This window comes from Leucothrix mucor DSM 2157 (genome assembly GCF_000419525.1).
GTDB classification, from domain to species: domain Bacteria; phylum Pseudomonadota; class Gammaproteobacteria; order Thiotrichales; family Thiotrichaceae; genus Leucothrix; species Leucothrix mucor.
Genome location: NZ_ATTE01000001.1, coordinates 1,555,376 through 1,578,958, shown reverse-complemented (window position 1 = coordinate 1,578,958; position 23,583 = coordinate 1,555,376). Strand labels below are relative to the sequence as shown.

The window sequence follows — 23,583 nt, the reverse complement described above, 5'->3', positions numbered from 1 at the left end:
TTATCCATAATTAAAGGCCGTGCGTGCCGCTATAACCATTGCGCTCAGGCGATTTCCAACCGGCTAGAGCTTCTGGCTTGGGTTCATAAATTTCAACAATCAAAGGATAGCATGGCGTGCTGTCATCAGAGTGGCTACTGCCACAGTCGCCACCAGGGCAAGTGGATAGATCACCTAGTAAATCAATCTCCGCAAAAAACTCGATAAAGTCACCGGGGCGTACCGGGCTGGCTTTCATAAAATATTGATGGGTGTCTTTAGTAAAGCCGGTGCACATAAATACATTCAACACATCATGCACGTAGGGCTCGGCTTCTTCTGCGCTAATGCCCTTCTCTGCGGCTAATGCGCGCGTCAGGTTGGAATGGCAGCAGTGATGGTAATCCACACCGTTTAACATAAAGTTGGTGTAGGGGTCGCAGCGCGTGCCGATCACATCATGAATTCCGCCTCCATCTTCATCCCAGCCATACCAGTCCAGTGTGTCATGCGTGATGGTTGCCATCGGGCGTAATCCCGGTAGGTTTGACCATAAACAGTCACCCGTGCTGACATGGGTGGCATGCAGCTGGCGAGTCTTCCCACTGAAAAAGCGCTCATTTAAGTCATTGGCATTCCACAAATTCAGGTCGCCGACTTGGGAGCCTTCGGTGCTGACGATGCGAAACAAATGGCCAGCCGGCACGGTAAAGGTTCCGGCATCGCGCGGCTCAATTTTAATCTCGGAAACTTTGCGCATCCCGTCACGTACACCGTTATAAAACTCAGCGTCGTAAGCAGGTAGTTTTTCAACGGGATAGCACACGATTGCTGGCGCCGCGCGTCGTTGTGCAGCATCTTCTGGGGTGGTGACTTCGTTCACAGACATGGCAATCCTCCGGGGTAAAATCCTGATCATACTGCACCCAATCGCCGCTATGCACGAACAAAAATCATCGCTGTAATTAAACCGTAACAAAGCTGATATAAGCTCCGGCTCAAATTTGGTGACACCCAAAGTTAATTCACATTTATAAAACAGGTATTCACAGTGAGCAAAGCAACGTTTGATCCAACCCGTTACAATAAAAGCAATAATGAAGCCTTTTCTGAGATCTTAGAAAAAGAGATTTCACGACGCTCTATTTTAAAGTTTGGTGGCGGCATGGCTGCCCTGAGTATGCTAGCCGGTTTTGGTCTGACAGGTTGTGATAGCGACAGCAAAGATGACGTACCTGACCTTGAGAAACGCGCAGATGTGAGCCTTGGCTTCCAGTCTATCGCGGGCTCTAAGTTGGATGCAGTTGCCGTTCCAGCAGGTTACGTTGCAAAAATTCTAGCGCCTTGGGGCACACCACTGAACAGCACCGCCAGCGAGTGGAAAGCCGATGGTAGCAACTCTGCAATCGATCAAGACAATGCAGTGGGTATGCACCACGATGGCATGCGCTTCTTCCCGCTCAATGATGACAGCACAGAAGGCTTGCTGTGTATCAATCACGAATACATCGATCAAAACGCCCTGCACCCAACCGGCAAAACCGTTGACGATGCTGGCCTGCGTACCAGCGTTGAAGAAGTTCGCAAAGAAATCAATGCACACGGCGTAACTATTGTACACATTCAACTGGCTGCTGGCGTGTGGCAGGTCGTTCCAAATGCTGCTCAAAACCGCCGCTTCACCGGCGCAACGGAAATGGATATCTCTGGCCCATTGGCTGGTCACGCAAGTCTAATCACGCCTTATGCACCAACAGGTATGAAAGCGCGCGGTACACTAAACAACTGCGGAAACGGTTACACACCTTGGGGCACTTACCTGACGTGTGAAGAGAACTGGCCTGGCTACTTTGTTAATACCGGCACTTTGAGTGATCAGGAAGCGCGTATTGGTATCGACACGAACGGAACCCGTTATGGCTGGGATAATGTTGCTGGCGATGCGAGCGAAGTTAACAGCGAGTTCGCCCGTTTTGATACCACAGCAACTGGCGCAAGTGCTAGCGAAGATTACCGTAACGAAGCCAATGGCCACGGCTATATCGTTGAAATCGATCCTTACGATGCAAGCAGCAAAGCGGTTAAACGTACCGCGCTAGGTCGCTTCAGACACGAAGGCTGTGCATATGGCAAGCTGGAAGCTGGCAAGCCAATTTCATTCTACTCTGGTCACGACTCCCGCTTTGAGTACATCTACAAATTTGTATCAGAAGCCGCTTGGGACCCAGCCGATACCAACAGCACAGACCGCTTAGCGACGGGTTCCAAGTACATGGATAAGGGAACACTTTACGTTGCGCGCTTTGATGAAGCCGGTGTTGGCGTTTGGTTGCCACTGAGCATGGAAGGCGCAGTAAAAGGCGGCGGTACATTAGCTGATCATTTCGATAGCCTTGCGGAGATCATTTTGAATACGGCTGGCGCGGCTGACTTAGTCGGGGCAACACCAATGGATCGCCCTGAGTGGACTGCGGTTGACCCAATCACCGGCACGGTTTACCTGACACTTACCAATAACACGAGCCGTGAAGAAGCTAATGCCGCTAACCCACGTTTAGACAATAGCTTTGGTCATATTATTCGCTGGAATGATGCGGCAACCGGCACTGGTTTCACTTGGGATATCTTCCTGTTTGGTGCGCCCGCTGAAGGCGATACCGAATCCAACTTATCTAGCCTGAGCGAGCTGAACCAATTAGCCAGCCCGGATGGAATGGTGTTTGATGATCGCGGAATTCTATGGGTACAAACGGATAACGGCGCGAGCGAAGTAACGGAGTACACCAATGACCAAATGTTGGCGGTGATTCCATCTAAGCTGCGCGATGCTGACAATAATCAGGACGTTGTGAATAGCGACAACCAAACAGAGCTACGTCGCTTCTTTGTTGGCCCGAATGGTTGTGAAGTCACAGGCCTAACCTTTACGCCTGATCACAAGCACTGCTTCCTGAATATCCAGCACCCACGTAACTGGCCTTACAGCGATGATGCAACAGAAGAAACGCCTACTGGCACAACGGTTCGCCCACGTGCAACCACGGTTGTAATCTCTCGCGTTGATGGTGGTGAGATTGGTGTGTAAATCATCTCGCTGAGTGGTTTGGTCACTCACTGATGACACACAAAAAAGGCCCTGCGACTCCCTCATCGCAGGGCCTTTTTTATGCGCTTTACTCGGGAAGATCAACTGGCCCTAGCGTGTCATACACATCACCTGGTCCTGGATTCTCAGGGTGTGTCGTGCCGCCTAAGTGCGTCATGATTCCCCACACTGCATTCAGTGAAGTCTGCACCGCACCCTCTACCCACGCTGGCGTCCAGCTCACACCATCACCGGCCATAAAGATACCGCGTTGCTCTTGCGGGAAACTCTGCTGCATAAAGTGACTATACATACGCAGGTTATAGCGATAATGCCCCGGCAGTGCGCCTTTAAAAGCACCTAAGAAATTCGGGTCAGACTCCCAACTCACGGTAATAGGGTCGCCCATTATATGATCGGCAATATTCACCTTTGGATAAATTTTAGAGAGCGCTGACAGCGCTAACTTAACTCGCTGATCGACCGGTAATGGCAGCATTTTCAGTGCATCGGTCATCCACGAATAAGTCAGGCAAATCACGCTGGGCTTATCCGGCCCGTTATCAAATAAATAGGTGCCTCGCGTCATGCGGTCGGTTAAGGTCATCGACATCACATCGCGGCCGGTTTCTGGGTCTTTATCTTTCCAAAAGGCGCGATCAACCATCACAAAAGTCTTGGAAGATTGCATAAAACGTGTGCGATCTAATGCCATCCACAATTTCTGATCGAATAGCGACTCGTCCGTGTCCATTGCGGTGGTCAGTAGATGGCTTTGGCAAGTAACCAGTACCGCATCATAAGTTTCGACTTTGCCCCAGCGATCGGTAATCAGTAACTCACCCGCCTCATTGCGCGAAATCTTAGTGACTCCGGGACGTGGTGCGCCGCCGTTCAAAATTTTGAGTGTGATGCCTTCTGGCCAATGCGCCATAGTTTCTGGCACACGCTGCCAAAGTTTGTGTAGCACTTGCTCAACGCCGCCAACCATATAGCGCTGATTATCATCAAACTCATTTACATTGACACGCAGGATTTCTAGCATGGAGTTAGGGAAATCTGAGTCCCAACCACCCGTTCCAAAGCCTACCTGCCCAAACACTTCCCGATGTCGGAATGACAGCTTCTGAAAGGCTTTTGAGGCGACAATAAAATCGTAAAAAGTCCGCTCATCCCAATCGCGAACGATAGGATTCCAGATGGCTTTAATACGCTCAGGGTCACGATCGCGAATGGCTTGCTTTAAGGCAGAAAACTGGGCGCTTTCTTCCAGCGCCTCATGATAAGCCTGCGCGACTTCATGATAGATCTTGGGTAAATCATCCAGCGTTTCAGCGTAGAGTGTTTCGCCTTCTAAATCGATCACCGTCGAGCCTGCAGCTGCGGTTAATGGATTCGGGAACGGCTCACTTTTAACTCCGACTTTATCGACATAATGATAGAAACCAGTCGATGAAACCGGAAAGCGCATACCGCCTAATTCAGCAATCACACCCTCAGTTCCTTCAAACGGTTGCGAGCGTAAGCGACCACCAAACTGACCGGACTCATACACAATCGGCTTAACCCCTAAGCGCATCAACTCATAGCCAGCAATCATACCGGCCGCACCCGAGCCGATAATGGCCACTTTCGCACCGTGGCGTGCGGCAGGAATTTGGCCTAAGCCCGCGCTATGGCTAATCCAGTCATCATAAGCAAAAGGAAAGTCGGGGCCAAATGCGGTGACTGGCTTCTGTGATGCATTACTCATAATACCCACTCATTCTGGTGTTAATAAAGTTCTGGTCGAATGCCTTGAAGATAAGGCGATAGCTCGCGACGAGCCTGAAGTGTTTGCGCAGAGATTTCACCGAAGATTAGCTCGCTGTCGCGGCCTGCTCTGGCAATGTCCTCACCATCTGGTCCGCACAGGCAAGAGAGACCGCAGTACTTAAACTCGCCTTCGGTTCCTGTGTAATTGGCGTAAGCGACATACAGACCATTTTCCTCCGCTCTGGCAGGTACCAAGCGAGTCGCAACGGAATCAAAGGGAGTCATATTGGCGGTTGGGACTAGCAAAGCATCGACGCCTAGCTGCGCGTAATGGCGTGCTACTTCTGGGAACTCGATGTCGTAGCAAATGGCGGTAGCGAGGGTCCAGCCATGAAACTCAAATGGCGTATCTAAACAGCTTCCAGCGCTAAACTGCTGGCGGTCAACGTCGCCGTATAAATGCGTTTTCCGGTAGAGATTAAGGAGAGCGCCCTGCTCGTCAATAAAGGCAACTGCGTTGTAAATACTGCCGTCAGCATCTAACTCTGGGAAGCCAACCAGTATCGCAATCTTATGGCGGCGGGCAATCTCAGAGACACTTGTCAGCATAGAGCCATCTCTCGACTCGGCTAGTTCGCTCACCTTGGCAACCCCGATATTATATCCCGTCAGATACATTTCAGGCGTAATCAGCAATTGAGCGTTAGAGGCGCTGGCAATAGTCGCAGACGCCTCCAGCTTAATCAAAGCCTCATTCACTGAGCCCGATTGTGCTCGGGGCTGCCAGATACAGAGCTTCAAATTTGAGGCATTAGGCTTCAGAAGAAACCGCCTCAAGTGCTTTAGCTAAATGCTCAACCGTTGCATCGATATTGTGCAGCTTATCCAAACCAAACAATCCAATACGGAAGGTTTTGTAGTCTGCAGGCTCGTCACATTGCAATGGCACACCGGCTGCTGTTTGCAGACCAACTTCGGAGAATTTCTTGCCGCTATGAATGCCATCATCTTCGGTATAACAAACCACTACACCCGGTGCGCCAAAGCCTTCTGCGGCTACACTTTTAAAGCCTTTGCTGCTGAGTAGTTCGCGGACTTGACGACCTAATTCCAACTGCTCATCACGGACTTCTTCAAAACCATATTCACGGGTTTCATCCATAATGTCGCGGAAGCGGGTTAAGGCATCGGTTGGCATGGTGGCGTGGTAAGCATGGCCGCCATTCTCATAAGCTTCCATAATTTGCAGCCACTTTTTAAGGTCGCAGGCAAAGCTGCTACTCGTGGTTTCTTCGATGCGTTGGCGAGCCATTTCACTCATCATTACCAAGCCGCAACATGGTGATGCACTCCAACCTTTTTGAGGTGCGCTAATTAGAATATCAACGCCAACTGCTTTCATATCCACCCAAACGGTGCCCGAAGCGATGCAATCCAACACAAACAGTCCACCAACTTCATGAACAGCATCGGAGACAGCTTTAAGGTAGTCATCAGGAAGGATCAAACCAGCAGCGGTTTCAACATGCGGCGCGAAAACGACTTCAGGGCGCTCAGCTAAAATAGTGGCAACCACTTCTTCAATCGGGGCTGGTGCAAAAGGAGCTTGTTTTTCATCCGAGGTCATACGCGCTTTCAGCACGGTAGAGCTGGCAGGGATATTCCCCATCTCGAAGATTTGAGTCCAACGGAAGCTGAACCAACCGTTGCGGATCACTAAGGTCTTTTTGCCGGTAGCAAATTGACGGGCTACTGCTTCCATGCCAAAGGTGCCACTGCCGGGAACAATCGCCACAGAGTGTGCGTTGTAAACGTGCTTCAGGGTCGATGAAATATCCTTCATCACACCCTGAAACGAGCCCGACATGTGGTTTAGCGCACGATCAGTATAAACAACTGAGTATTCCAGCAAGCCATCCGGGTCAATATTGGGTAGTAATCCAGGCACAATACACTCCTCATAGTTAATTTAGAATGATAGTGCCGCAAGGGCTCTGGAGTCGCAATAGTTATCTGGTATCAGCGCTTACTCACTTTCAAAAACTGAAGCACGTTGGTTATCGCCAAACGACTCCAAGCGCACCTCGTAACCCCACAAGCGACGTAAATGCTTTAACACCTCAGACGTTTGCCCATCCAAAGGACGACCATTGTGCTGATAATGCCGCAAGGTCAGTGAGCGATCACCGCGTACATTCACGTTGTACACCTGAATATCCGGCTCATTGCTGCTCAGATTATACTGCTGAGATAATACTTCACGCACCCGACGGTAGCCTTCATCATCATGAATCGCGGTCACATCAATCGTTGACTTGTACTCGTTATCTTCCAGTGCAAAAAAGCGGAAGTTCCGAATTACCGTCGGTGATAAATACTGCTCGATAAAGCTTTCATCGCGATAATTCTGCATGGCGTAATGCAAGGTTTCCAACCAATCACTGCCTGCAATTTCCGGGAACCAACGGCGATCTTCTTCCGTAGGGTTCTCACAAATACGACGAATATCCGTCATCATTGCAAAGCCCAGCGCATAAGGATTGATGCCGGAATAATATGGGCTATCAAACTCTGGCTGCATCACCACATTGGTATGCGAAGTCAAAAACTCCATCATAAATGACTCAGTCACCAACCCTTCGTCATACATTTCATTGAGAATGGTGTAGTGCCAAAACGTGGCCCAGCCCTCATTCATGACCTGAGTCTGGCGTTGCGGGTAAAAGTACTGCGCCATTTTCCGCACAATCCGCACAATCTCACGCTGCCAAGATTCTAAATGTGGGGCATTTTTCTCGATAAAATACAGAATATTTTCCTGTGGCTCATCCGGGAAAGTTCGGCGTTCTGGCTCTTGTTCAGCCTTTACGCTATCCGGAATCGTGCGCCACAAATCATTCAAATGCGTTTGAATATAATGCTCGCGCTCTTTTTGACGAACCCGCTCTGCTTCCGCTGAAATTGGAACCGGCCGCTTATAACGATCCACGCCGTAATTCATTAAGGCATGACAAGAGTCCAAGGTCGCTTCAACCGCCTCAACGCCATGGCGTTCTTCACACTCAGCAATATAGTTTTTAGCGAATACCAAATAGTCGATAATGGCATCGGCATCAGTCCAGGTACGGAATAAGTAATTCCCCTTAAAGAATGAGTTATGTCCATAACAAGCATGTGCGATCACTAACGCCTGCATGGTCATGGAATTCTCTTCCATTAAATACGCAATACAGGGGTTAGAGTTAATTACGATTTCATAGGCCAAGCCCATGCGTCCGCGGCTGTAATTCTTCTCCGTGGAAACAAACTTTTTACCATAAGTCCAGTGATGGTAGCTCACCGGCATACCCACCGACGCATAAGCATCCATCATCTGATCAGAGCGAATGACTTCAATCTGATTAGGATAGGTATCTAACTTAAACTTCTCTTTAGCAATCCGGGAGATTTCCTGATCGTACTGCTCTAAGAGCTCGAATGTCCAATCCGGACCGGTTGAAATGGGTTGTTTTCTGCTCATTTCACACCTCGCTCAAATAGCTGACGAAACACCGGATAAATCTGCGTATTATCCTGCACGGCTTTTAAATCGAATCGGTCACCAAACACGCCGCCCTGGATTTCTTTGTAGCTGTACCAAAGTTCCTGTGGTGGGCGTTTACCGATTTCAATATAAGAATAGTGCTGCACACAAGGCAAGATTTTATTGTTGAGTAAATCAACGCACTTTTCCGTGTCGCCCTGCCAGTTATCCCCATCTGAAGCTTGCGCCGCATAGATATTCCACTGGGTTGGCGAGTAACGATCCTGAATCACTTCATCCATTAATTCCAGCGCACTGGACACCACCGTTCCACCAGTTTCACGCGAGTAGAAAAAGTCATGCTCGCTCACTTCAGAAGCCGTATTGTGATGGCGAATAAATACTAGCTCAATTTTCTCGTAATTGCGCTGCAAGAATAAATACAGTAAGAAAAAGAAACGCTTAGCAGTATCTTTAATTTCCTCAGTCATTGAGCCAGACACATCCATCAGGCAAAACATCACGGCTTTAGGTGATGGCTGAGGCAGTTTCACCGTGAGGTTATATTTAAGATCAAACTCATCGATATACGGAATGGCATTGAGCTTGCGCGATAAGACCTCAATCTCTTCCAAGATCTCCTGCTTGCGTAAAATTTCCTGATCGCTTAATGGCTCGACAAAGGCTTCTAACTCCGCGCGTAATTCTTTGCGCTTACGGCGATTTTTACCACCCAAAGCAATTTTACGAGCATGGGCGCTCTTTAACGAACGCACCACATTTAACTGACTAGGACTGCCGGCTTCACTATAACCAGCACGTACGGTTTTAAACTCACTACTGTCGGCCAGTTGGCGCTTAACCATATTCGGTAAGGCCAGATCTTCAAACATAAACTCAAGAAACTCTTCCTGAGAGATCTGAAAGACAAAGTCATCATCCCCCTCACCCGAGTCAGAGGCTTCGCCTTCACCCGCGCCCCCACCTTGAGATTGCGGAGGCCGTTGAATACGGTCTCCGGTAGTGAACTCCTTATTACCGGTCAGCACAAAATCGCGCCGACCGCCCGGGCCGTGTGAAAACACCGGCTCATTCACATCATCACGAGGGATACTTACGTCTTCACCCCGATCCATATCGGTGATACTACGTTTGCCGATTGCCTTTGATACGGCTTTCTTAATCTGCTTGCGGTAACGTTGCAGAAACCGCTGGCGATTCACCGTATTTTTATTTTTACTATTCAGACGTCGATCGATTATGTATGGCATAAGCCCCTCATGCGTGTTTAATCAGTTACTACAATCCCTTAATTACTGTGATTTACGAACCCGCAAATACCACTCGGCCAGCAAGCGAACCTGCTTTTCGGTGTAACCGCGGCCTACCATGCGATTCACAAAGTTATCATGCTTACGCTGCTCATCCGTAGACGACTTGGCGCTGAATGAAATCACTGGTAGCAACTCTTCCGTGCTAGAGAACATTTTCTTCTCAATCACGCGGCGCAGTTTCTCATAGCTGGTCCAGTCAGGATTTTTCCCGCCATTATTAGCGCGGGCACGCAGTACAAAATTAACCACCTCATTTCGGAAGTCTTTCGGATTACTAATACCGGCTGCTTTCTCAATCTTCTCAAGATCGGTATTCAATGACGTACGATCCAGAATTTCGCCGGTTTCAGGGTCACGGAATTCCTGATCCTGAATCCAGAAATCAGCATAAGTAACATAACGATCAAACAAGTTTTGGCCATACTCAGAGTACGACTCCAGATAAGCCGTCTGAATCTCTTTACCAATAAAGATGACATAACGTGGGCTGAGGTACTCTTTGATGTAGCCCATGTAGCGGTCTTGAACTTCCTCGCTAAACTGCTCGCGCTCAATCTGGCGCTCCAGCACATACATCAAGTGAACTGGGTTGGCCGCAATCTCAGTGGAGTCAAAGTTAAACACTTTAGAGAGAATCTTAAAGGCGAAACGGGTTGAGATTCCGCTCATACCCTCATCCATGCCCGCGGCATCGCGGTATTCCTGCATGGTTTTGGCTTTAGGGTCGACATCTTTTAACGTCTCGCCATCATAGATGCGCATCTTAGAATAAATGCTGGAATTCTCAGGCACTTTTAAGCGTGACAGAATCGAGAACTCAGCCAACATTTTTAGCGTATCGGGTGCGCATGGTGCTTCAAACAGCGAGCTGTGCTGCATGAGCTTTTCATAAATCTTAATCTCCTCACTTACCCGCAGGCAGTAAGGCACTTTGACAATGGAAACACGGTCAATAAACGCTTCATTGTTGCGGTCATTCTTAAAGGTCTGCCATTCCGACTCATTGGAGTGAGCCAAAATTACACCATCAAAGGGGATCGCACCAATGCTTTCAGTTCCGTTGTAGTTACCTTCCTGAGTGGCCGTCAGTAATGGGTGCAGCACTTTGATCGGCGCCTTAAACATCTCCACGAACTCCATCAAGCCTTGGTTGGCTAGCGAGAGACCACCAGAATAGCTATAGGCATCGGTATCGTGTTGTGGAAAATCTTCCAGTTTGCGGATATCAACTTTACCGACCAGCGATGAAATATCCTGATTGTTCTCATCACCCGGTTCAGTCTTGGAAATCGCAATTTGATTCAGCGTTGAAGGATAACGGCGTACTACGCGGAACTGGCTAATATCACCGCCAAACTCTTTCAGGCGCTTAGAGGCCCATGGCGACATAATGGTATTGAGGTAACGCTTTGGAATGCCGTAGTCTTCTTCCAGAATCACCGCATCTTCATCGCCAAACAGGCCGAGAGGTGATTCATTAATGGGAGAGCCTTTAATGCAGTAAATGGGTTGCTTTTGCATTAGTGCTTTAAGTGCTTCTGCCAGCGAGGACTTACCACCACCCACCGGGCCCAGGAGATAAAGCACCTGCTTGTTTTCTTCAAGGCCTTGAGCCGCATGACGGAAGAAAGACACAATCTGCTCAATGCTATCCTCCATGCCGTAGAAATCTTCAAAGGCAGGATAACGGTGAATGATTTTGTTCATGAAAATCCGACTGAGACGCGGATCCTTCGCGGTATCGATAACCTCTGGCTCGCCAATCGCTTTAAGCATGCGCTCGGCAGCGGTGGCATAAGTTAAGGGTTCACTCTTACACAGGTCAAGATACTCCTGTAGTGAATACTCTTCTTCCTTTAAAGACTCGTAACGTGATTGATAATGATCAAAAATACTCATGTTATTTACCACCAAATTTTAGACTAGCGTTTCTTTTTATAGTTTGGCCTTATATGACTCGCGATTAACGAATCACGGACCCAGTGTTGGGAGAGACCTCTTTAGATTAATGACCGTGCTTGTTGTTTTATATAGCGTCTGAGTCGCTGAATTACACGAAATACTGATTAGAGGTACGACCTCCATATAGCGTCACAGAAGTATAATAAACAAACAAATTCTGACAGACGGTAGAGCATCAAACGGGTTTAAGCGCAGGTTAATTTAAAACCAGACCTGTAAACTTTATGACCAGACGTAATGGGATTGGTTTCGTTCGCAGCAAAATTATCCGACGCCATAAGCAATAGCATACAACAAACTTAGATAATAGAAACTACTATGAGGTAAATATTTAGAATCGCTAATTAGATTAGCTGGGGAAGGGGTAAAAATTCTTCTGTAAAATTGGTAGCGGGAGTAGGATTCGAACCTACGACCTTCGGGTTATGAGCCCGACGAGCTGCCTGGCTGCTCCATCCCGCACCAGAAGAAGTGCGCATTATAGGGATGGTCTTCCGACTGCGCAAGTCTTTTTTTAATTTATTTGCATAATAGGTCTAAATAACCAGTTCATCCAATAAACGGGTGCCACGATACTTGATCAACGCTTGGCTATTAATCACATCAGCGCGCTTTGGCAATAATTTAAAATGACGATCGCCAGGGTTCTTAAACCCCTCCGGAATCGCATCATGATCCAATAGCGCTAAAGCAATTGCCGACCAAGTCGTATCCTCACCCGTATAGTGGTAATTATATTGAGTGCCTTCGGTATGGGTGGAGAAAATCGCATTCTGCAACTCGATCGCACCCGCATCCAGAACTTCCTGAGCTAATACACTAGGCGAAGCCACATCCACTACTGTGTCGGTATTCACCACATCGAACAGCAAGGTATCCTTACGCACTTTTTCAATAATGGTACGAATCTCAGGATGCATACGCTCCACTACCGCGCAGATCGACGCAGAGTGATCATCTGACTCTACCAGCGCAGGATCATTAGCCAGAATGAGTACCGTGTGCGCCGTATCAATCCCGCAAGCTTTTAGCACCTGCCCTTCTGAAGCCGCACCGCGTACAAAGCCCACTTGCAAGGGAGCCATCCAAGGCGGCGCCTCTTCCAGCTGATTATTGACACACACGATGCGAGCCTCGCGATAGCGGTCATCATTACGCAGCTCGGTAATAATAGTGTGTACCTTGTCATCGCTGGGGTAGCCGGCAATGATCAAATCAACCTGACCTTTCATGCGTAGTAATCCTTTTTTGCGGCGTGAACTCACATCCACCATCCATTCAGTGACTTTACCGAGGAATAAACCCAGCAAGGCAATGCCGACCACCATGTACACGGTTACCAGCACTTTTCCGAAATCAGTTTTAGGCGAGAGATCACCGTAGCCAACGGTAGTGGCTGTTGTAATCAGAAAATAATAGGTATCGATCAGCGACAGGCCTTCGACCTGCCACATGTACCCAGCGAAAAATAACGAAATGCCCAAGAAAAATAGCAACAATCGCTTATTTTCCTTGAGCACCCGAAGCGTCCGCAGACGCTTGAGTGTATCGACAAAAAAGAACATCGTTATTCGCCAGACACGGCTAATTCAGCAAACCGAATGGACGGCATCACTGAAGAACGTTCCCAGTTCCAGTGCAAGGTGTCGCCAATGCATTGGATTTGATTGAGTAGCTTGTAGAAATTAGCCGCGACGGTAACGCCGCGCACTGGCTTAATGCGCTGGCCATCCCGACATAAGAATCCGGAAACACCCAGACTAAAGTCACCGGAAATCGCATTCGCACCAGAGTGCAATCCCGCCATGCTAGTCACTTCCAGATATTCGCCCGCTTTAAGCTCAGCATCTGCAGCGCTTCCAGCTTCAATCATTAACTGATGATAGCCAACCCCTAAACCAGAGCGAGGTCCGCGAGAGGCGTGTCCGGTGGTGGTCACGCCAAAGTGATTAGCCGTGACGGTGTTATGGATTAGCGTTTGCAGTACGCCATCGATAATTAATGGGGTATCAGCAGTGGCCGTGCCTTCATCATCAAATAAGGAATAGCCGAAGCCATCCATCATTAAAGGCTTATCGGATAACTGCAAGCGGGGATCGGCAACCGACTGCCCTACTTTCTCACGCCAAGGATTAATGCCATCTTTAGCCGCTTTACCGGAGAGTGCCATGGAGAACACATTAAACAGGCTGATCTGACATTCATGATCAAAAATCACATCGTAGCGCCCAGATGGAATGGCTTTGCCTTCCAGCATATCCAAGCTCAAGCTCGCCACAGACTCCACCAACTTGGGAATATCCAGCTCAGTACTCAAGCGCGAGACTTGGCCGGTGCCTTCCATGGCATTCTTCTCACCATCTTCAGCCAGCGCGTAAGCATAGGCATACACCGCACGTTGACGACTGGCGGCGCTTAAGCCCGCCGTGGAGAATAAGTAGCGACCGCTTGTAGATTCTGACACGCCATTATAAGGAACGTTTTTAACCTTAGGCTTTTCTAACAAGCCACGCTCAAGCCCCAGTACCATATCAATCTGCTGATCGATCGTGACGGAGTCCTTCGGGCAAAAGTAGGAGTCATCCGTAAATAAGGTTTGTGCATTTGCGGGAATGCGCTCACTTGGCTCTGCAGCGGAGTACGTCGCATTTTGCAATGCCTGATCCACAATCCAACTTAAAGACTCCGCATCGGATGCTTCACTGTAGGCAATTCCGACTTTCTCATCTTTAATCACCCGCACACCAAAGGTTTGCGTTTGGCTAATGGAATGCTCTTCCAACTCTCCTTGGCTAGCCTTTAAAGACAGCGACTCGGATTCTAAAATGATTAAATCCGCTTCGGCACCCGCTTTACGGACCCGATCAAAGACTTGCTCACTGGCTGCGATCAATGCCGGATTAATTGCTGACTGTTCCATTAGGCATTTCCTCCGACCAGAATATCATTCACTTTTAAGGCAGGCTGGCCCACCGTGGTTGGAATCGCCCCACTTACCGAACCGCACATGCCGCAAGCCAATGCAAAGTCTTTCCCCACCATGCTGATTTCTTTAAGTACCGCTGGCCCCGTGCTGATTAGCGTGGCTGACTTCACCGGATATTGAATCTTGCCATCTTCAACGTAATAGCCTTCATTGACCGCAAAGTTAAACTCGCCGGTACCCGGTTGTACCGAACCACCGCCCATGTGCGAGGCGTAGATACCACGCTCAATCGAGCCGATCATTTCATCTAATTCGCTGGTGCCCGCTTCAATGAAAGTATTGCGCATACGAGACGCTGGCGCATAGCGATACGATTGGCGACGACCTGAGCCCGTGCGTGCATAGCCGGTTTTCTCACTGCCCAAACGATCCACCAAAAAGCTAGTGAGCTTGCCATTAGTGATCAACTGCGTGCGCTGGGTATCCATGCCTTCATCGTCAATATTAATCGAACCCCAAGCATTATGAATAGTGCCATCATCCACGGCATTCACCACCGGATTAGCAATCATCTCGCCCATCTGGTCGTGGAATACTGATGCCTTTTTAGCGACCGACGTCGTCTCCAACAAATGCCCGCAAGCCTCATGAAAAATAACGCCACCAAAGCCATTACCAATGACCACTGGCATATGACCGGAAGGACAAGGCTTTGCACCCAAATTAACCAGCGCTTGGCGCGAAGCTTCTTCGCCGGTGTATTTCGGGTCTAGCGTATCGTGTAACTCCCAGCCCAATAAGCCGCCATCATTCCAGCCGCCGGTGGCTTGCTCAGCACCATCACTGGCAATGGCCGTTAGCCCTGCGCGAATGTAGTTGCGGGTATCAGTGGCATGTAAGCCCTCGCTATTGAAAATCTCGATCATCTGCTCGCGTTGCATGCAGTAGCCACGCGTTTGAGTAATGCTGTCGCTCACCGCGCGTGCTGCCGCATCGGCTTTAAGCAAGTACTCCACTTTACTGTCGATTGCTGCATCCTTACTTAAGATCACTTTTGCAGGATGGCGCTCTTGTGGCACGGTAAAATCAAAGCTCATTAGCTGATTAATACGCTCACGCTGATCACGTGCGGCAAGGCTGGAAGCAATGCGCTTTAGTGTGTCGGCATCGGTTTGGTTGGTGTAGCCGTAAAGCACCTTGCCACCAAACACAATGCGCAAGCCAATTCCAAAATCAATGCCGGAATCCACTGACTTCACATGGTCGCTGAGGGTATCAATTGATGAGGTACGATGTTTTTCGATAAATAGTTCGGCGAAATCAGCGCCGAGGGAAAGCGCATGATCAATCACGGCATTCGCAGTTGCAGAATTTAGCATCCGGTGGGCTCCACTCTTATTTTTGATAATGTTTAATGCATTATTATAGTGCTTACAGCTTGATTCACAAGCGAACTGGCTTCACTTGGTTTTTTAAGTCTTACGTTTAAGTAAGCCGCCCATGCAAATGCGTCATGAAATCCATTATCTCATGCAGTATTGCAAGAATCAGAAAGGTGTCATTTGCCTCTTGCCCAAACAGATAATGATGCTGGCAGTGTTTCACTCGTATAGGTGGACGAAAGTCATGTAGTTGTTTACATGCTCCCTGTCCGGCTGATAGCTTTTCCATACAGTCTGCTAGCTTCTGGGTATAGGTTCGTGCTTGCTCTGCACCCCAATTTTCGGCGGTATATAGCACGATATTGAAGAGATCCTCTTCAGCCGCAACGCTTAAGGTATAGCTCATATTTTATTCAGCGACTGCAATGCGCTCTCTGTAATCTCCTGTACCGTTTTTGGAGAGGTTCCTCTCATACGAGCATCATCGATACGTTCAGCTAGCAATACTTTGAGTTGTTCCCAGGCTGCCGTCTCCGCTGCTTGCTCATCGGATAACACACGAGTAATCACATAGTCTTTTATGCTTTGACCTTGCATGGCCGCCATCACTTTAATGCGTTGATGTTGTTCGGGAGTGACTTCAATCGTTAATCGGCTCATAACTTAACATCCAATTGTTTGGTAATTTCAACATAGCATCAAATGTACAAATGTGTAAATACAGGCTTAAAAAAAGCGCTACCCATCACAGGCAGCGCTCTTAATTTTCCCTTAGCAGCTTACATAAACTACTTAATCACTACCTCCGGCCCCATAAAGTAGGTCGGTAAGAAGGTTGATAACCAAGGAATGTAAGTCACCATAATCAGGAACACAAACAGGATCGCTAAGAATGGCAGTGCCGCGCGCACAACCGCCATCATCGGCATACCCGCCACGCCACTAGTAACAAACAAGTTCAGTCCCACCGGTGGTGTAATCATCCCGATTTCCATATTCACCACCATGATAATACCAAGGTGAATCGGGTCAATACCTAGCTCCATAGCAATCGGGAACACCAGCGGCGCAACGATTACTAGTAGCCCTGATGGTTCCATAAACTGGCCACCAATCAACAGGATCACGTTAACCACGACTAGGAACATAATTGGCCCTAAACCGGCAGCCAACATGGCATTGGTGATTTGCTGTGGAATCTGCTCATCGGTTAGCACATGCTTTAAGATCAGCGCATTGGCGATAATGAACATCAGCGTGATGGTCAGCTTACCCGCTTCAAACAAGGCTTTACGCGTATCAGGATGCCAAAACACCGTAACCAGCGCATAAGGCTTGCTCAATAAGCTTAGTGGCTTCTCATCTTCATTTTTCGCAGCCAATGGGCCCATATCGCGATAAATAAAGTTAGAGATCAGGAAGGCATACACTGCCGCAACCGCAGCGGCTTCCGTTGGCGTAAATACACCACCATAAATACCACCCAAAATGATCACGATCAGGAATAATCCCCAGCCTGCCGCCGAGCCTGCTGAGAATACTTCTCTCCAGCCCGTCCACTCACCTTTTGGCATTTTGCGAATACGCGCAATCACATAGATCGCTAGCATTAGCATAAAGCCTGCCAGTAAGCCTGGGATAACACCGGCTAAGAACATCCGCCCAATCGACACATCAACCGCTGAGGCGTAAACCACCATAACAATGGATGGCGGAATCAGAATACCCAGCGTACCGGCGTTACAAATAACCCCTGCCGCAAACTCTTTGGTGTAACCGACTTGGCGCATACCGGCAATCACGATACCACCGATAGCCACCACCGTTGCCGGTGAGGAGCCCGATAAAGCCGCAAACATCATACAAGCAAAGACACCCGCAATCGCCAAACCACCGTGGAAATGCCCCACACAAGCAATCGAGAAACGAATAATTCGCTTCGCCACACCACCGGTCGACATAAAGGTCGAAGCTAGTATAAAGAACGGAATCGCCAACAGTGTGTAGTGACCAAACATCGCCTGAAACAGCGTTTGCGCAACCGCAGCCAGAGACGTATCAGAAAGTGTCAGCAGGAATAAAACAGAGCTAAATCCGAGCGCCACGGCAATCGGCACACCCAACAGCAATAGCGTAATAATGACAATAAATAAGAGTGCGACGGCCATTAGTCTTTACCTCCAACGCGCGCCGCTTCCAGCGCTTCAATCTCATCTTCCACTTCATGACTGGCGATCAGCCCTGTTGCGGTTCCTTTGTAAATGCGTACTGTGGCTTGAATAAAGCGGAACAACAGCAAGGCAATACCAATGGGTAAAATAATGTAAGGCAGGAAGCGAGGGAATTTCTCATAAGCTTCGCCTTCGTTCATCATTGGCTCCAGAAAACGCATAAATTCTGGCAGCGGTACATCATTCATTTCGTACCAGCCTTTCGCCAAAAACTTCTCTTCAAAACCGGTTGGGAAAATGCGGCCCGTGGTCCCCGGTAGATTGGCGAAGTTAGCCCAGTAATCCCATGCGCCCTTCATCAACAACATGGCATAGGCAATACAAATCGCGCCCGCAATCAAGGCAATCACGCGGCGAGTTGACGGTTTAAAGTAAATAATTAAGGCATCGACACCAAGGTGTGATGTCGTTTTAACGCAGTAGCTGATTCCAAATAACACCAACCAGGCAAATAAAACCGCAGTGGCTTCAAGCCCCCAGACCAAACCGGTATTCATGGTGTAGCGTAAAACAACGTTGGTAAATGTGATGACAATCATCAAACCAAGAATTAGGGCAATGGCATTTTCTTCCAGTGCATTGACGGTGCGGCCAACAAATCCTTGGGATATATTCTGAGTTGGAGCGCTCATAATCCCTACTCCCTAGAGGTAAACATGAGAATGTGGCGCGGTAGGAATCCACCAGCGCCACCGACGGGTATGCGATATACCCGTCAAATCAAAACAGATTACTTGGCCGCTAAGGCTTCATTAATCTTTTGTGCTGCTTCGATGTTTTCTGCACCAACATCGCCTTCAAACTCCGCCCAAACTGGCTTCATTGCTGCGATCCAAGCGGCGCGTTGCTCTGCATCCAACTCAACCACTTTACCGCCAGCAGCGATGATTGACTCTTTTGCTTCCTGATTTACTTCGGCAGAGGCTGCGTTACGGGCTGCACTCACTTCAGCGACAATCTTCAGGAACTCATCGCGCACTTCTGGCTTCAGGCTATCCATGAACTCAGTAGACGTCACCAACATGTAATCCAATACACCATGGTTAGTCTCAGTCGTGCCGTCCTGTACTTCGAAGAACTTCTGACCGAATACGTTAGACCACGTGTTTTCCTGACCATCTACAACACCCGTTTGCAGTGCGCCGTAAACCTCAGAGAATGCCATTGGCTGTGGGCTAGCACCCATTGCCGACATTTGAGCTTTTAACACGTCAGAGGTTTGAACACGGAATTTCAGGCCTTTCGCATCGGTAGGCAGTAGCAGAGGCTTGTTAGCCGACATTTGCTTCATGCCATTGTGCCAAAACGCCAGACCTTGCAGGCCACGACGCTTCATGCTGTCTTTCATCTTCTGGCCAGCTTCAGATTGCTGAAACTCATCAACCGCTTCAATGTTAGTAAACATGAATGGCAGATCGAAGATGCGGTATTTTTTAGTGAATTTTTCGAACTTAGACAGACTAGGAGCGGCTAATTGTACATCGCCTTGCAGCATGGCTTCCAAAACTTGGTCATCGTTGTACAACGTCGTATTTGGGAATACCTGCATGCACACTTTGCCGTTCATTTCTTCGTTTACACGCTTTTCCAGCAAAGAAGCCGCGATGCCTTTAGGGTGTTTGTCGGTGTTAGTTACATGGCTAAACTTGATTACCACTTCACCATCGTCACAAGCGTCAGCAGCAAATGCCGCGTTTGAGCCCAGTAAACATGCACCACTAATCATCACAGCTAATAAAGATTTACGCATTGATCCTCTCCTCTTAAAAGAATATATCGATCGGTTTCGAATGAAAAACGAAACTCTCACTATAGTAGCAAGCCATTCAGGATTCAGAAAGCTGAACCCTTAAATAAAGAAAATATCAAATTAAGTTATTGTAATTTATGATTTTTTAGGAGTTTTGATCAAAGCATAGAAGAAGTGACAGGTGTGCGCATGGGTAGGAGTTTACCCATTGAGGATTTTTATGTGTATAGAAGCCTACACTTGAGGCAGCGATTAGCACTTATGTGTTGGCCCGAACAGTAGCGCTTCGGGCCAACAATAGTATGCAAGCGGTAAAGACTACTTACTCACAAGTAGCCAATTGAACATACTCATCGGTCACATTATCAACAACAAACAATGTGGCCATGTTATCGATATTCTGACTAACAATACTCGTGGTCGATGCTTTAGTTGCGATAAACAAGCGCCCCCTGTCCTCTGTGATAGCAGTTACATCGGCATCAATACCTTTTACAAAATAATAGTGATCCCTCTGCTTAATGGTATACACATTAGTCTCAGGCGATGGCGTTTGCGTCATAGATAACGTTTGCACATAGTAGTCAAGTCCATTAAAGAACTGGAGTGCTCTTACACTTTCCTCGCGGTTGAAAGTATCACTATGAAATGGAATAACCTCTTGTACTTTAACCGGTCTCCAATCCAAATCATCACTGATACGCAAATACGTAACCCTCTCTCTGAGTAACAGTCCATCAGAAGGGGTGATAGTATTATTTATTGAGAAATAAAGCGCATCCCCCGCGCCTTCTTCAAGGCGAACTGTATTGACATAACGTTCAGGATCTTCGACTGCTGAGGGGTCATAGGCGCTCATATACCAATTACCAGCTCCCAGAGTAAGTAACAAGTCACCTAAAGTCGTTAGCTTATTGCCATCATGAGCGAGCAGATAGCGCCCAGCTTCGGCATAATAAAAAACACCTTTGTACGTTCCCATTGCCGTGGTTTGCAAGTCGCTATCAACAGAAGAAACCTCTGAAACTGAACCATTGAAATCCATAAAGAGCGTTTGTTGTGATCCAGCCGTTTCAACATAATAACGGCGACCTTGAATGACCCCAAGCTCACCACTAATACCCGTTGGGGGGATTGCAGTAGAGGGGTAAGTCACTGGCGAGGCGGGTAACAAGCTTGTTAACTGTGTTCCAGCTTTAGTACCATCGGTTTCGTAGGTATTTCCACAAAACTCAACGACTGATTTTTCAGTGTTAGCGCTAACCTGCACTTTGACTTCCGTGCTATTGGTTCTGTCTTCATCATCGGCTAATGAGTACCAAAAACTATCCTCCCCTGAAAAGCCAGCAGGAGGCGTATAACGAATATAGGTGCCCATAATTTCAGTCTGACCACCCTTCGCAGTCGATGGATTAGACTCCTCAAGCTTCAGCCCCGTCCCACTGTCATTCTCCAACACTCGGATAACGACACGTAAGCCATTCTTGGCCTCTGCAAAATCAGGCGTGGCGACTGGCCAAGGCGTATAGGTCGCCTCCTTCAACGAGACAATCACTTTAGCTGCATTCCTACGTCCCCAGCGATCGACCATTACATACCAAAACTCATCTTGCCGCTCCCCACGGGCTTCGCCATATTGCTGATAGCTGATTTCATTATAGCCACTGATCCACGCCTTACCTTGGTTAGTCGACCATTCATTCACCTCTACTAATTTCAACCCCGCACCAATGTCATTGGCCAGAACCTTAAATTTAGCGACCGCGTCATAGTTTGCAGTAACGCTATCCGTCACAGCGACAGGCCAGTCAGGTAACCCAGCCTCACGAGAAACGCTTACTTGAACATTCGCGGCATTGGTGCGCCCTTCATCGTCTTTTAGCTCATACCAAAACTCATCACCACCGGCGTAATCTTTATAAGGCGTGTAATTAAGTGTTTTTTTATCGGCGCTGATAGTGATTTTACCCCAAGCGACAGAGGTTTCATTGACGGCTGAAATTATCAAATTGTTCCCAATGTCATTTTCAAGCACTGAGATAGAGATGGGCATGTTGGTTAATGTTGGTGCGCCATCATTGACGCCCACAGGCCAAGGGCTTGCAGCGGCATAGTTGGCCCACGTAGAGACCAATAGCACTAGTAGTATTCTTTTTAATCTCATGGCTAATCCTTGCTTTAAAGATAAAACAAGACAATTAACACTAATAATAAGATATATCTATTGTGTAAAAATAAGCGGCACTTTTGTACAGACAAAGGGTATCCGTACGCTAGAATTCATGCAGTCAGTTTTAGGAGGACTCCGATTGAATTCCATGCTTCTGAATTTTGTCATACAAGGTTTTGCGTGAGACCCCAAGCGCCTCATAGGTTGCCTTTAAGCTCCCCTGATGCTCCCGGATGGCAGATTCAATCACCTGTCGCTCAAAAGCATTCACCTTTTCCGCCAAGGTATTATGCTCTGGCATGAGTTCAACTTGGCTGGCAGTAGTTTCAATCGCTAAGCCCAGTGCAAAGCGAGTGGCCACATTCTGTAATTCCCGCACATTCCCCGGCCAGTCATGAGCCACTAGCGAGGCAATCGTATCCGTTGAAATCTCCGGCGCTTCTTTATGATGGCGCTTAGCAATCTGATCCACAAAGGCCTGAAACAACAAAGGAATGTCATCACGCCGTTCGCGCAGTGGCGGCACACTAATATTCACCACATTTAAGCGGTAATACAAATCTTCCCGAAACGAGCCTTCCGCACAGGCTGCGAGCAAATCAATTTTACTGGCCGCTACCACGCGTACATCCACCGGAATTTCCAGATTAGAGCCAAGACGCACCACCACCCTATCCTGCAATACGCGCAGCAGTTTAATCTGTAACTCCAGCGGCATGCTTTCAATTTCATCAAGGAATAAGGTACCGCCACTGGCATGTTCAAACTTACCAATGCGCTGCTCAGTTGCGCCACTAAACGCCCCGGCTTCATGACCAAACAACTCACTCTCAATCACATTATCCGGCAAGCCACCGCAATTGATCGCTACAAAGCGTGCATCGGCTCGGGTACTTTGCTCATGCAAGCTGCGGGCAACCAGATCTTTACCCACGCCGGTTTCACCCGTAATTAAAACATCTACCTGCACATTGGCAAGGTCCAACACCTGCTGGCGCAATTGCACAATGGAAGGCTGCGTGCCGATCATTTTTTTGCTCAGCTCTACACCTGTATCCAGCGCTTCGCGTAAGGCGCGGTTCTCCAGCACCAAGCGCCGCTTCTCCAGCGCTCGCCTAACCGCATCCACCAGCATATCGGAGGGGAATGGCTTTTCGATAAAGTCATAAGCGCCATCGCGCATGGCTTGCACCGCCATTGGCACATCGCCATGGCCGCTAATTAAGATCACTGGAATCGCAGAGTCACGCGTCAGAATATCCGCCATCAGCGCCAAGCCATCTTGCCCCGGCATTCGAATATCTGTCACCACAATGCCCGGCCAATGGCTGCTCAACTCATCCAGCACACCCTCAGCCGAAGGAAAGCTCTGCACCGACAGCCCTGCCAACTCCAACGCCTGCGTACAGGCATGGCGAAGATGCTTTTCATCATCAACCAGAATAATGGATTGTTGGCGCTCGGGACTGCTCATGAACTCTCCTGT

The 23,583-nt window shown here is 48.4% G+C and carries 18 protein-coding genes and 1 tRNA gene; 1 reads left to right on the top strand and 18 read right to left on the bottom strand.

Annotated elements, in window-relative coordinates:
- Positions 1-10: 10 nt before the first annotated feature.
- Positions 11-868: an urea carboxylase-associated family protein gene (locus LEUMU_RS0107010; RefSeq protein WP_022951566.1), complete on the bottom strand. Its 858-nt coding sequence runs from the start codon at positions 866-868 to the stop codon at positions 11-13.
- Between the two features lie 162 nt (positions 869-1,030).
- Here LEUMU_RS0107010 and LEUMU_RS0107005 point away from each other — a divergent pair, with 162 nt between their 5' ends.
- Positions 1,031-3,064: a PhoX family protein gene (locus LEUMU_RS0107005; RefSeq protein WP_022951565.1), complete on the top strand. Its 2,034-nt coding sequence runs from the start codon at positions 1,031-1,033 to the stop codon at positions 3,062-3,064.
- Positions 3,065-3,152: 88 nt separating this feature from the next.
- On the opposite strand, the gene LEUMU_RS0107000 is transcribed toward LEUMU_RS0107005, so the two are convergent.
- The 17 genes from LEUMU_RS0107000 to LEUMU_RS0106920 all read right to left on the bottom strand — a co-directional run bounded on the left by LEUMU_RS0107000 (position 3,153) and on the right by LEUMU_RS0106920 (position 23,571).
- A complete protein-coding gene (locus LEUMU_RS0107000) occupies positions 3,153-4,817 on the bottom strand; it encodes a flavin monoamine oxidase family protein (RefSeq protein WP_022951564.1) in 1,665 nt (554 codons plus the stop codon).
- Between the two features lie 20 nt (positions 4,818-4,837).
- Positions 4,838-5,620, bottom strand: coding sequence for a carbon-nitrogen hydrolase family protein (locus tag LEUMU_RS0106995; RefSeq protein ID WP_022951563.1), 783 nt, complete (start codon positions 5,618-5,620; stop codon positions 4,838-4,840).
- A 10-nt stretch (positions 5,621-5,630) separates the two neighbouring features.
- Positions 5,631-6,767 (bottom strand): aminotransferase class V-fold PLP-dependent enzyme, encoded by a 1,137-nt coding sequence (locus LEUMU_RS0106990; protein WP_022951562.1) that lies wholly within the window; start codon positions 6,765-6,767, stop codon positions 5,631-5,633.
- Between the two features lie 78 nt (positions 6,768-6,845).
- A complete protein-coding gene (locus tag LEUMU_RS25030) occupies positions 6,846-8,339 on the bottom strand; it encodes a SpoVR family protein (protein ID WP_022951561.1) in 1,494 nt (497 codons plus the stop codon).
- Entirely contained in the window at positions 8,336-9,613 is a 1,278-nt protein-coding gene (locus LEUMU_RS0106980) for a YeaH/YhbH family protein (protein ID WP_022951560.1), read from the bottom strand. Before LEUMU_RS0106980 ends, LEUMU_RS25030 begins: the two co-directional genes overlap by 4 nt.
- A gap of 42 nt (positions 9,614-9,655) precedes the next feature.
- Positions 9,656-11,575 (bottom strand): PrkA family serine protein kinase, encoded by a 1,920-nt coding sequence (locus LEUMU_RS0106975; RefSeq protein WP_022951559.1) that lies wholly within the window; start codon positions 11,573-11,575, stop codon positions 9,656-9,658.
- A gap of 448 nt (positions 11,576-12,023) precedes the next feature.
- A tRNA-Met gene (locus LEUMU_RS0106970) sits at positions 12,024-12,100 on the bottom strand.
- Positions 12,101-12,174: 74 nt separating this feature from the next.
- Positions 12,175-13,203, bottom strand: coding sequence for a potassium channel family protein (locus tag LEUMU_RS0106965; RefSeq protein WP_022951558.1), 1,029 nt, complete (start codon positions 13,201-13,203; stop codon positions 12,175-12,177).
- A gap of 2 nt (positions 13,204-13,205) precedes the next feature.
- Positions 13,206-14,558: a TldD/PmbA family protein gene (locus tag LEUMU_RS0106960; protein ID WP_022951557.1), complete on the bottom strand. Its 1,353-nt coding sequence runs from the start codon at positions 14,556-14,558 to the stop codon at positions 13,206-13,208.
- The gene (locus LEUMU_RS0106955; RefSeq protein ID WP_022951556.1) at positions 14,558-15,943 is read right to left on the bottom strand and encodes a TldD/PmbA family protein; all 1,386 of its coding nucleotides are present in this window, start codon (positions 15,941-15,943) and stop codon (positions 14,558-14,560) included. The genes LEUMU_RS0106960 and LEUMU_RS0106955 overlap by 1 nt, the downstream gene beginning before the upstream one ends.
- Positions 15,944-16,049: 106 nt before the next feature.
- Complete coding sequence (locus LEUMU_RS0106950) at positions 16,050-16,352, bottom strand: type II toxin-antitoxin system RelE/ParE family toxin (RefSeq protein WP_022951555.1); 303 nt, start codon at positions 16,350-16,352, stop codon at positions 16,050-16,052.
- A complete protein-coding gene (locus LEUMU_RS0106945) occupies positions 16,349-16,606 on the bottom strand; it encodes an antitoxin (RefSeq protein ID WP_022951554.1) in 258 nt (85 codons plus the stop codon). Before LEUMU_RS0106945 ends, LEUMU_RS0106950 begins: the two co-directional genes overlap by 4 nt.
- 128 nt (positions 16,607-16,734) lie before the next feature.
- Entirely contained in the window at positions 16,735-18,114 is a 1,380-nt protein-coding gene (locus tag LEUMU_RS0106940) for a TRAP transporter large permease (RefSeq protein WP_022951553.1), read from the bottom strand.
- Positions 18,114-18,809 (bottom strand): TRAP transporter small permease, encoded by a 696-nt coding sequence (locus LEUMU_RS0106935; protein WP_022951552.1) that lies wholly within the window; start codon positions 18,807-18,809, stop codon positions 18,114-18,116. The genes LEUMU_RS0106940 and LEUMU_RS0106935 overlap by 1 nt, the downstream gene beginning before the upstream one ends.
- A 98-nt stretch (positions 18,810-18,907) precedes the next feature.
- Positions 18,908-19,927: a DctP family TRAP transporter solute-binding subunit gene (locus LEUMU_RS0106930; protein WP_022951551.1), complete on the bottom strand. Its 1,020-nt coding sequence runs from the start codon at positions 19,925-19,927 to the stop codon at positions 18,908-18,910.
- A gap of 322 nt (positions 19,928-20,249) precedes the next feature.
- Positions 20,250-22,091 (bottom strand): Ig-like domain-containing protein, encoded by a 1,842-nt coding sequence (locus LEUMU_RS0106925; RefSeq protein WP_022951550.1) that lies wholly within the window; start codon positions 22,089-22,091, stop codon positions 20,250-20,252.
- A gap of 130 nt (positions 22,092-22,221) precedes the next feature.
- Positions 22,222-23,571 carry a sigma-54-dependent transcriptional regulator gene (locus LEUMU_RS0106920; RefSeq protein WP_022951549.1) on the bottom strand — a complete coding sequence of 450 codons (1,350 nt, stop codon included), beginning with the start codon at positions 23,569-23,571 and terminating at the stop codon, positions 22,222-22,224.
- Between the last annotated feature and the right edge of the window lie 12 nt (positions 23,572-23,583).

Coding starts and splice junctions, on each gene's coding strand:
- LEUMU_RS0106950 (WP_022951555.1), bottom strand. CDS start 16,352: ATGAGCTATACCTTAAGCGTTGCGGCTGAAGAGGATCTCTTCAATATC.
- LEUMU_RS25030 (WP_022951561.1), bottom strand. CDS start 8,339: ATGAGCAGAAAACAACCCATTTCAACCGGTCCGGATTGGACATTCGAG.
- LEUMU_RS0106925 (WP_022951550.1), bottom strand. CDS start 22,091: ATGAGATTAAAAAGAATACTACTAGTGCTATTGGTCTCTACGTGGGCC.
- LEUMU_RS0106940 (WP_022951553.1), bottom strand. CDS start 18,114: ATGGCCGTCGCACTCTTATTTATTGTCATTATTACGCTATTGCTGTTG.
- LEUMU_RS0106935 (WP_022951552.1), bottom strand. CDS start 18,809: ATGAGCGCTCCAACTCAGAATATATCCCAAGGATTTGTTGGCCGCACC.
- LEUMU_RS0106930 (WP_022951551.1), bottom strand. CDS start 19,927: ATGCGTAAATCTTTATTAGCTGTGATGATTAGTGGTGCATGTTTACTG.
- LEUMU_RS0106975 (WP_022951559.1), bottom strand. CDS start 11,575: ATGAGTATTTTTGATCATTATCAATCACGTTACGAGTCTTTAAAGGAA.
- LEUMU_RS0106980 (WP_022951560.1), bottom strand. CDS start 9,613: ATGCCATACATAATCGATCGACGTCTGAATAGTAAAAATAAAAATACG.
- LEUMU_RS0106955 (WP_022951556.1), bottom strand. CDS start 15,943: ATGCTAAATTCTGCAACTGCGAATGCCGTGATTGATCATGCGCTTTCC.
- LEUMU_RS0106920 (WP_022951549.1), bottom strand. CDS start 23,571: ATGAGCAGTCCCGAGCGCCAACAATCCATTATTCTGGTTGATGATGAA.
- LEUMU_RS0107010 (WP_022951566.1), bottom strand. CDS start 868: ATGTCTGTGAACGAAGTCACCACCCCAGAAGATGCTGCACAACGACGC.
- LEUMU_RS0107000 (WP_022951564.1), bottom strand. CDS start 4,817: ATGAGTAATGCATCACAGAAGCCAGTCACCGCATTTGGCCCCGACTTT.
- LEUMU_RS0106945 (WP_022951554.1), bottom strand. CDS start 16,606: ATGAGCCGATTAACGATTGAAGTCACTCCCGAACAACATCAACGCATT.
- LEUMU_RS0106960 (WP_022951557.1), bottom strand. CDS start 14,558: ATGGAACAGTCAGCAATTAATCCGGCATTGATCGCAGCCAGTGAGCAA.
- LEUMU_RS0106965 (WP_022951558.1), bottom strand. CDS start 13,203: ATGTTCTTTTTTGTCGATACACTCAAGCGTCTGCGGACGCTTCGGGTG.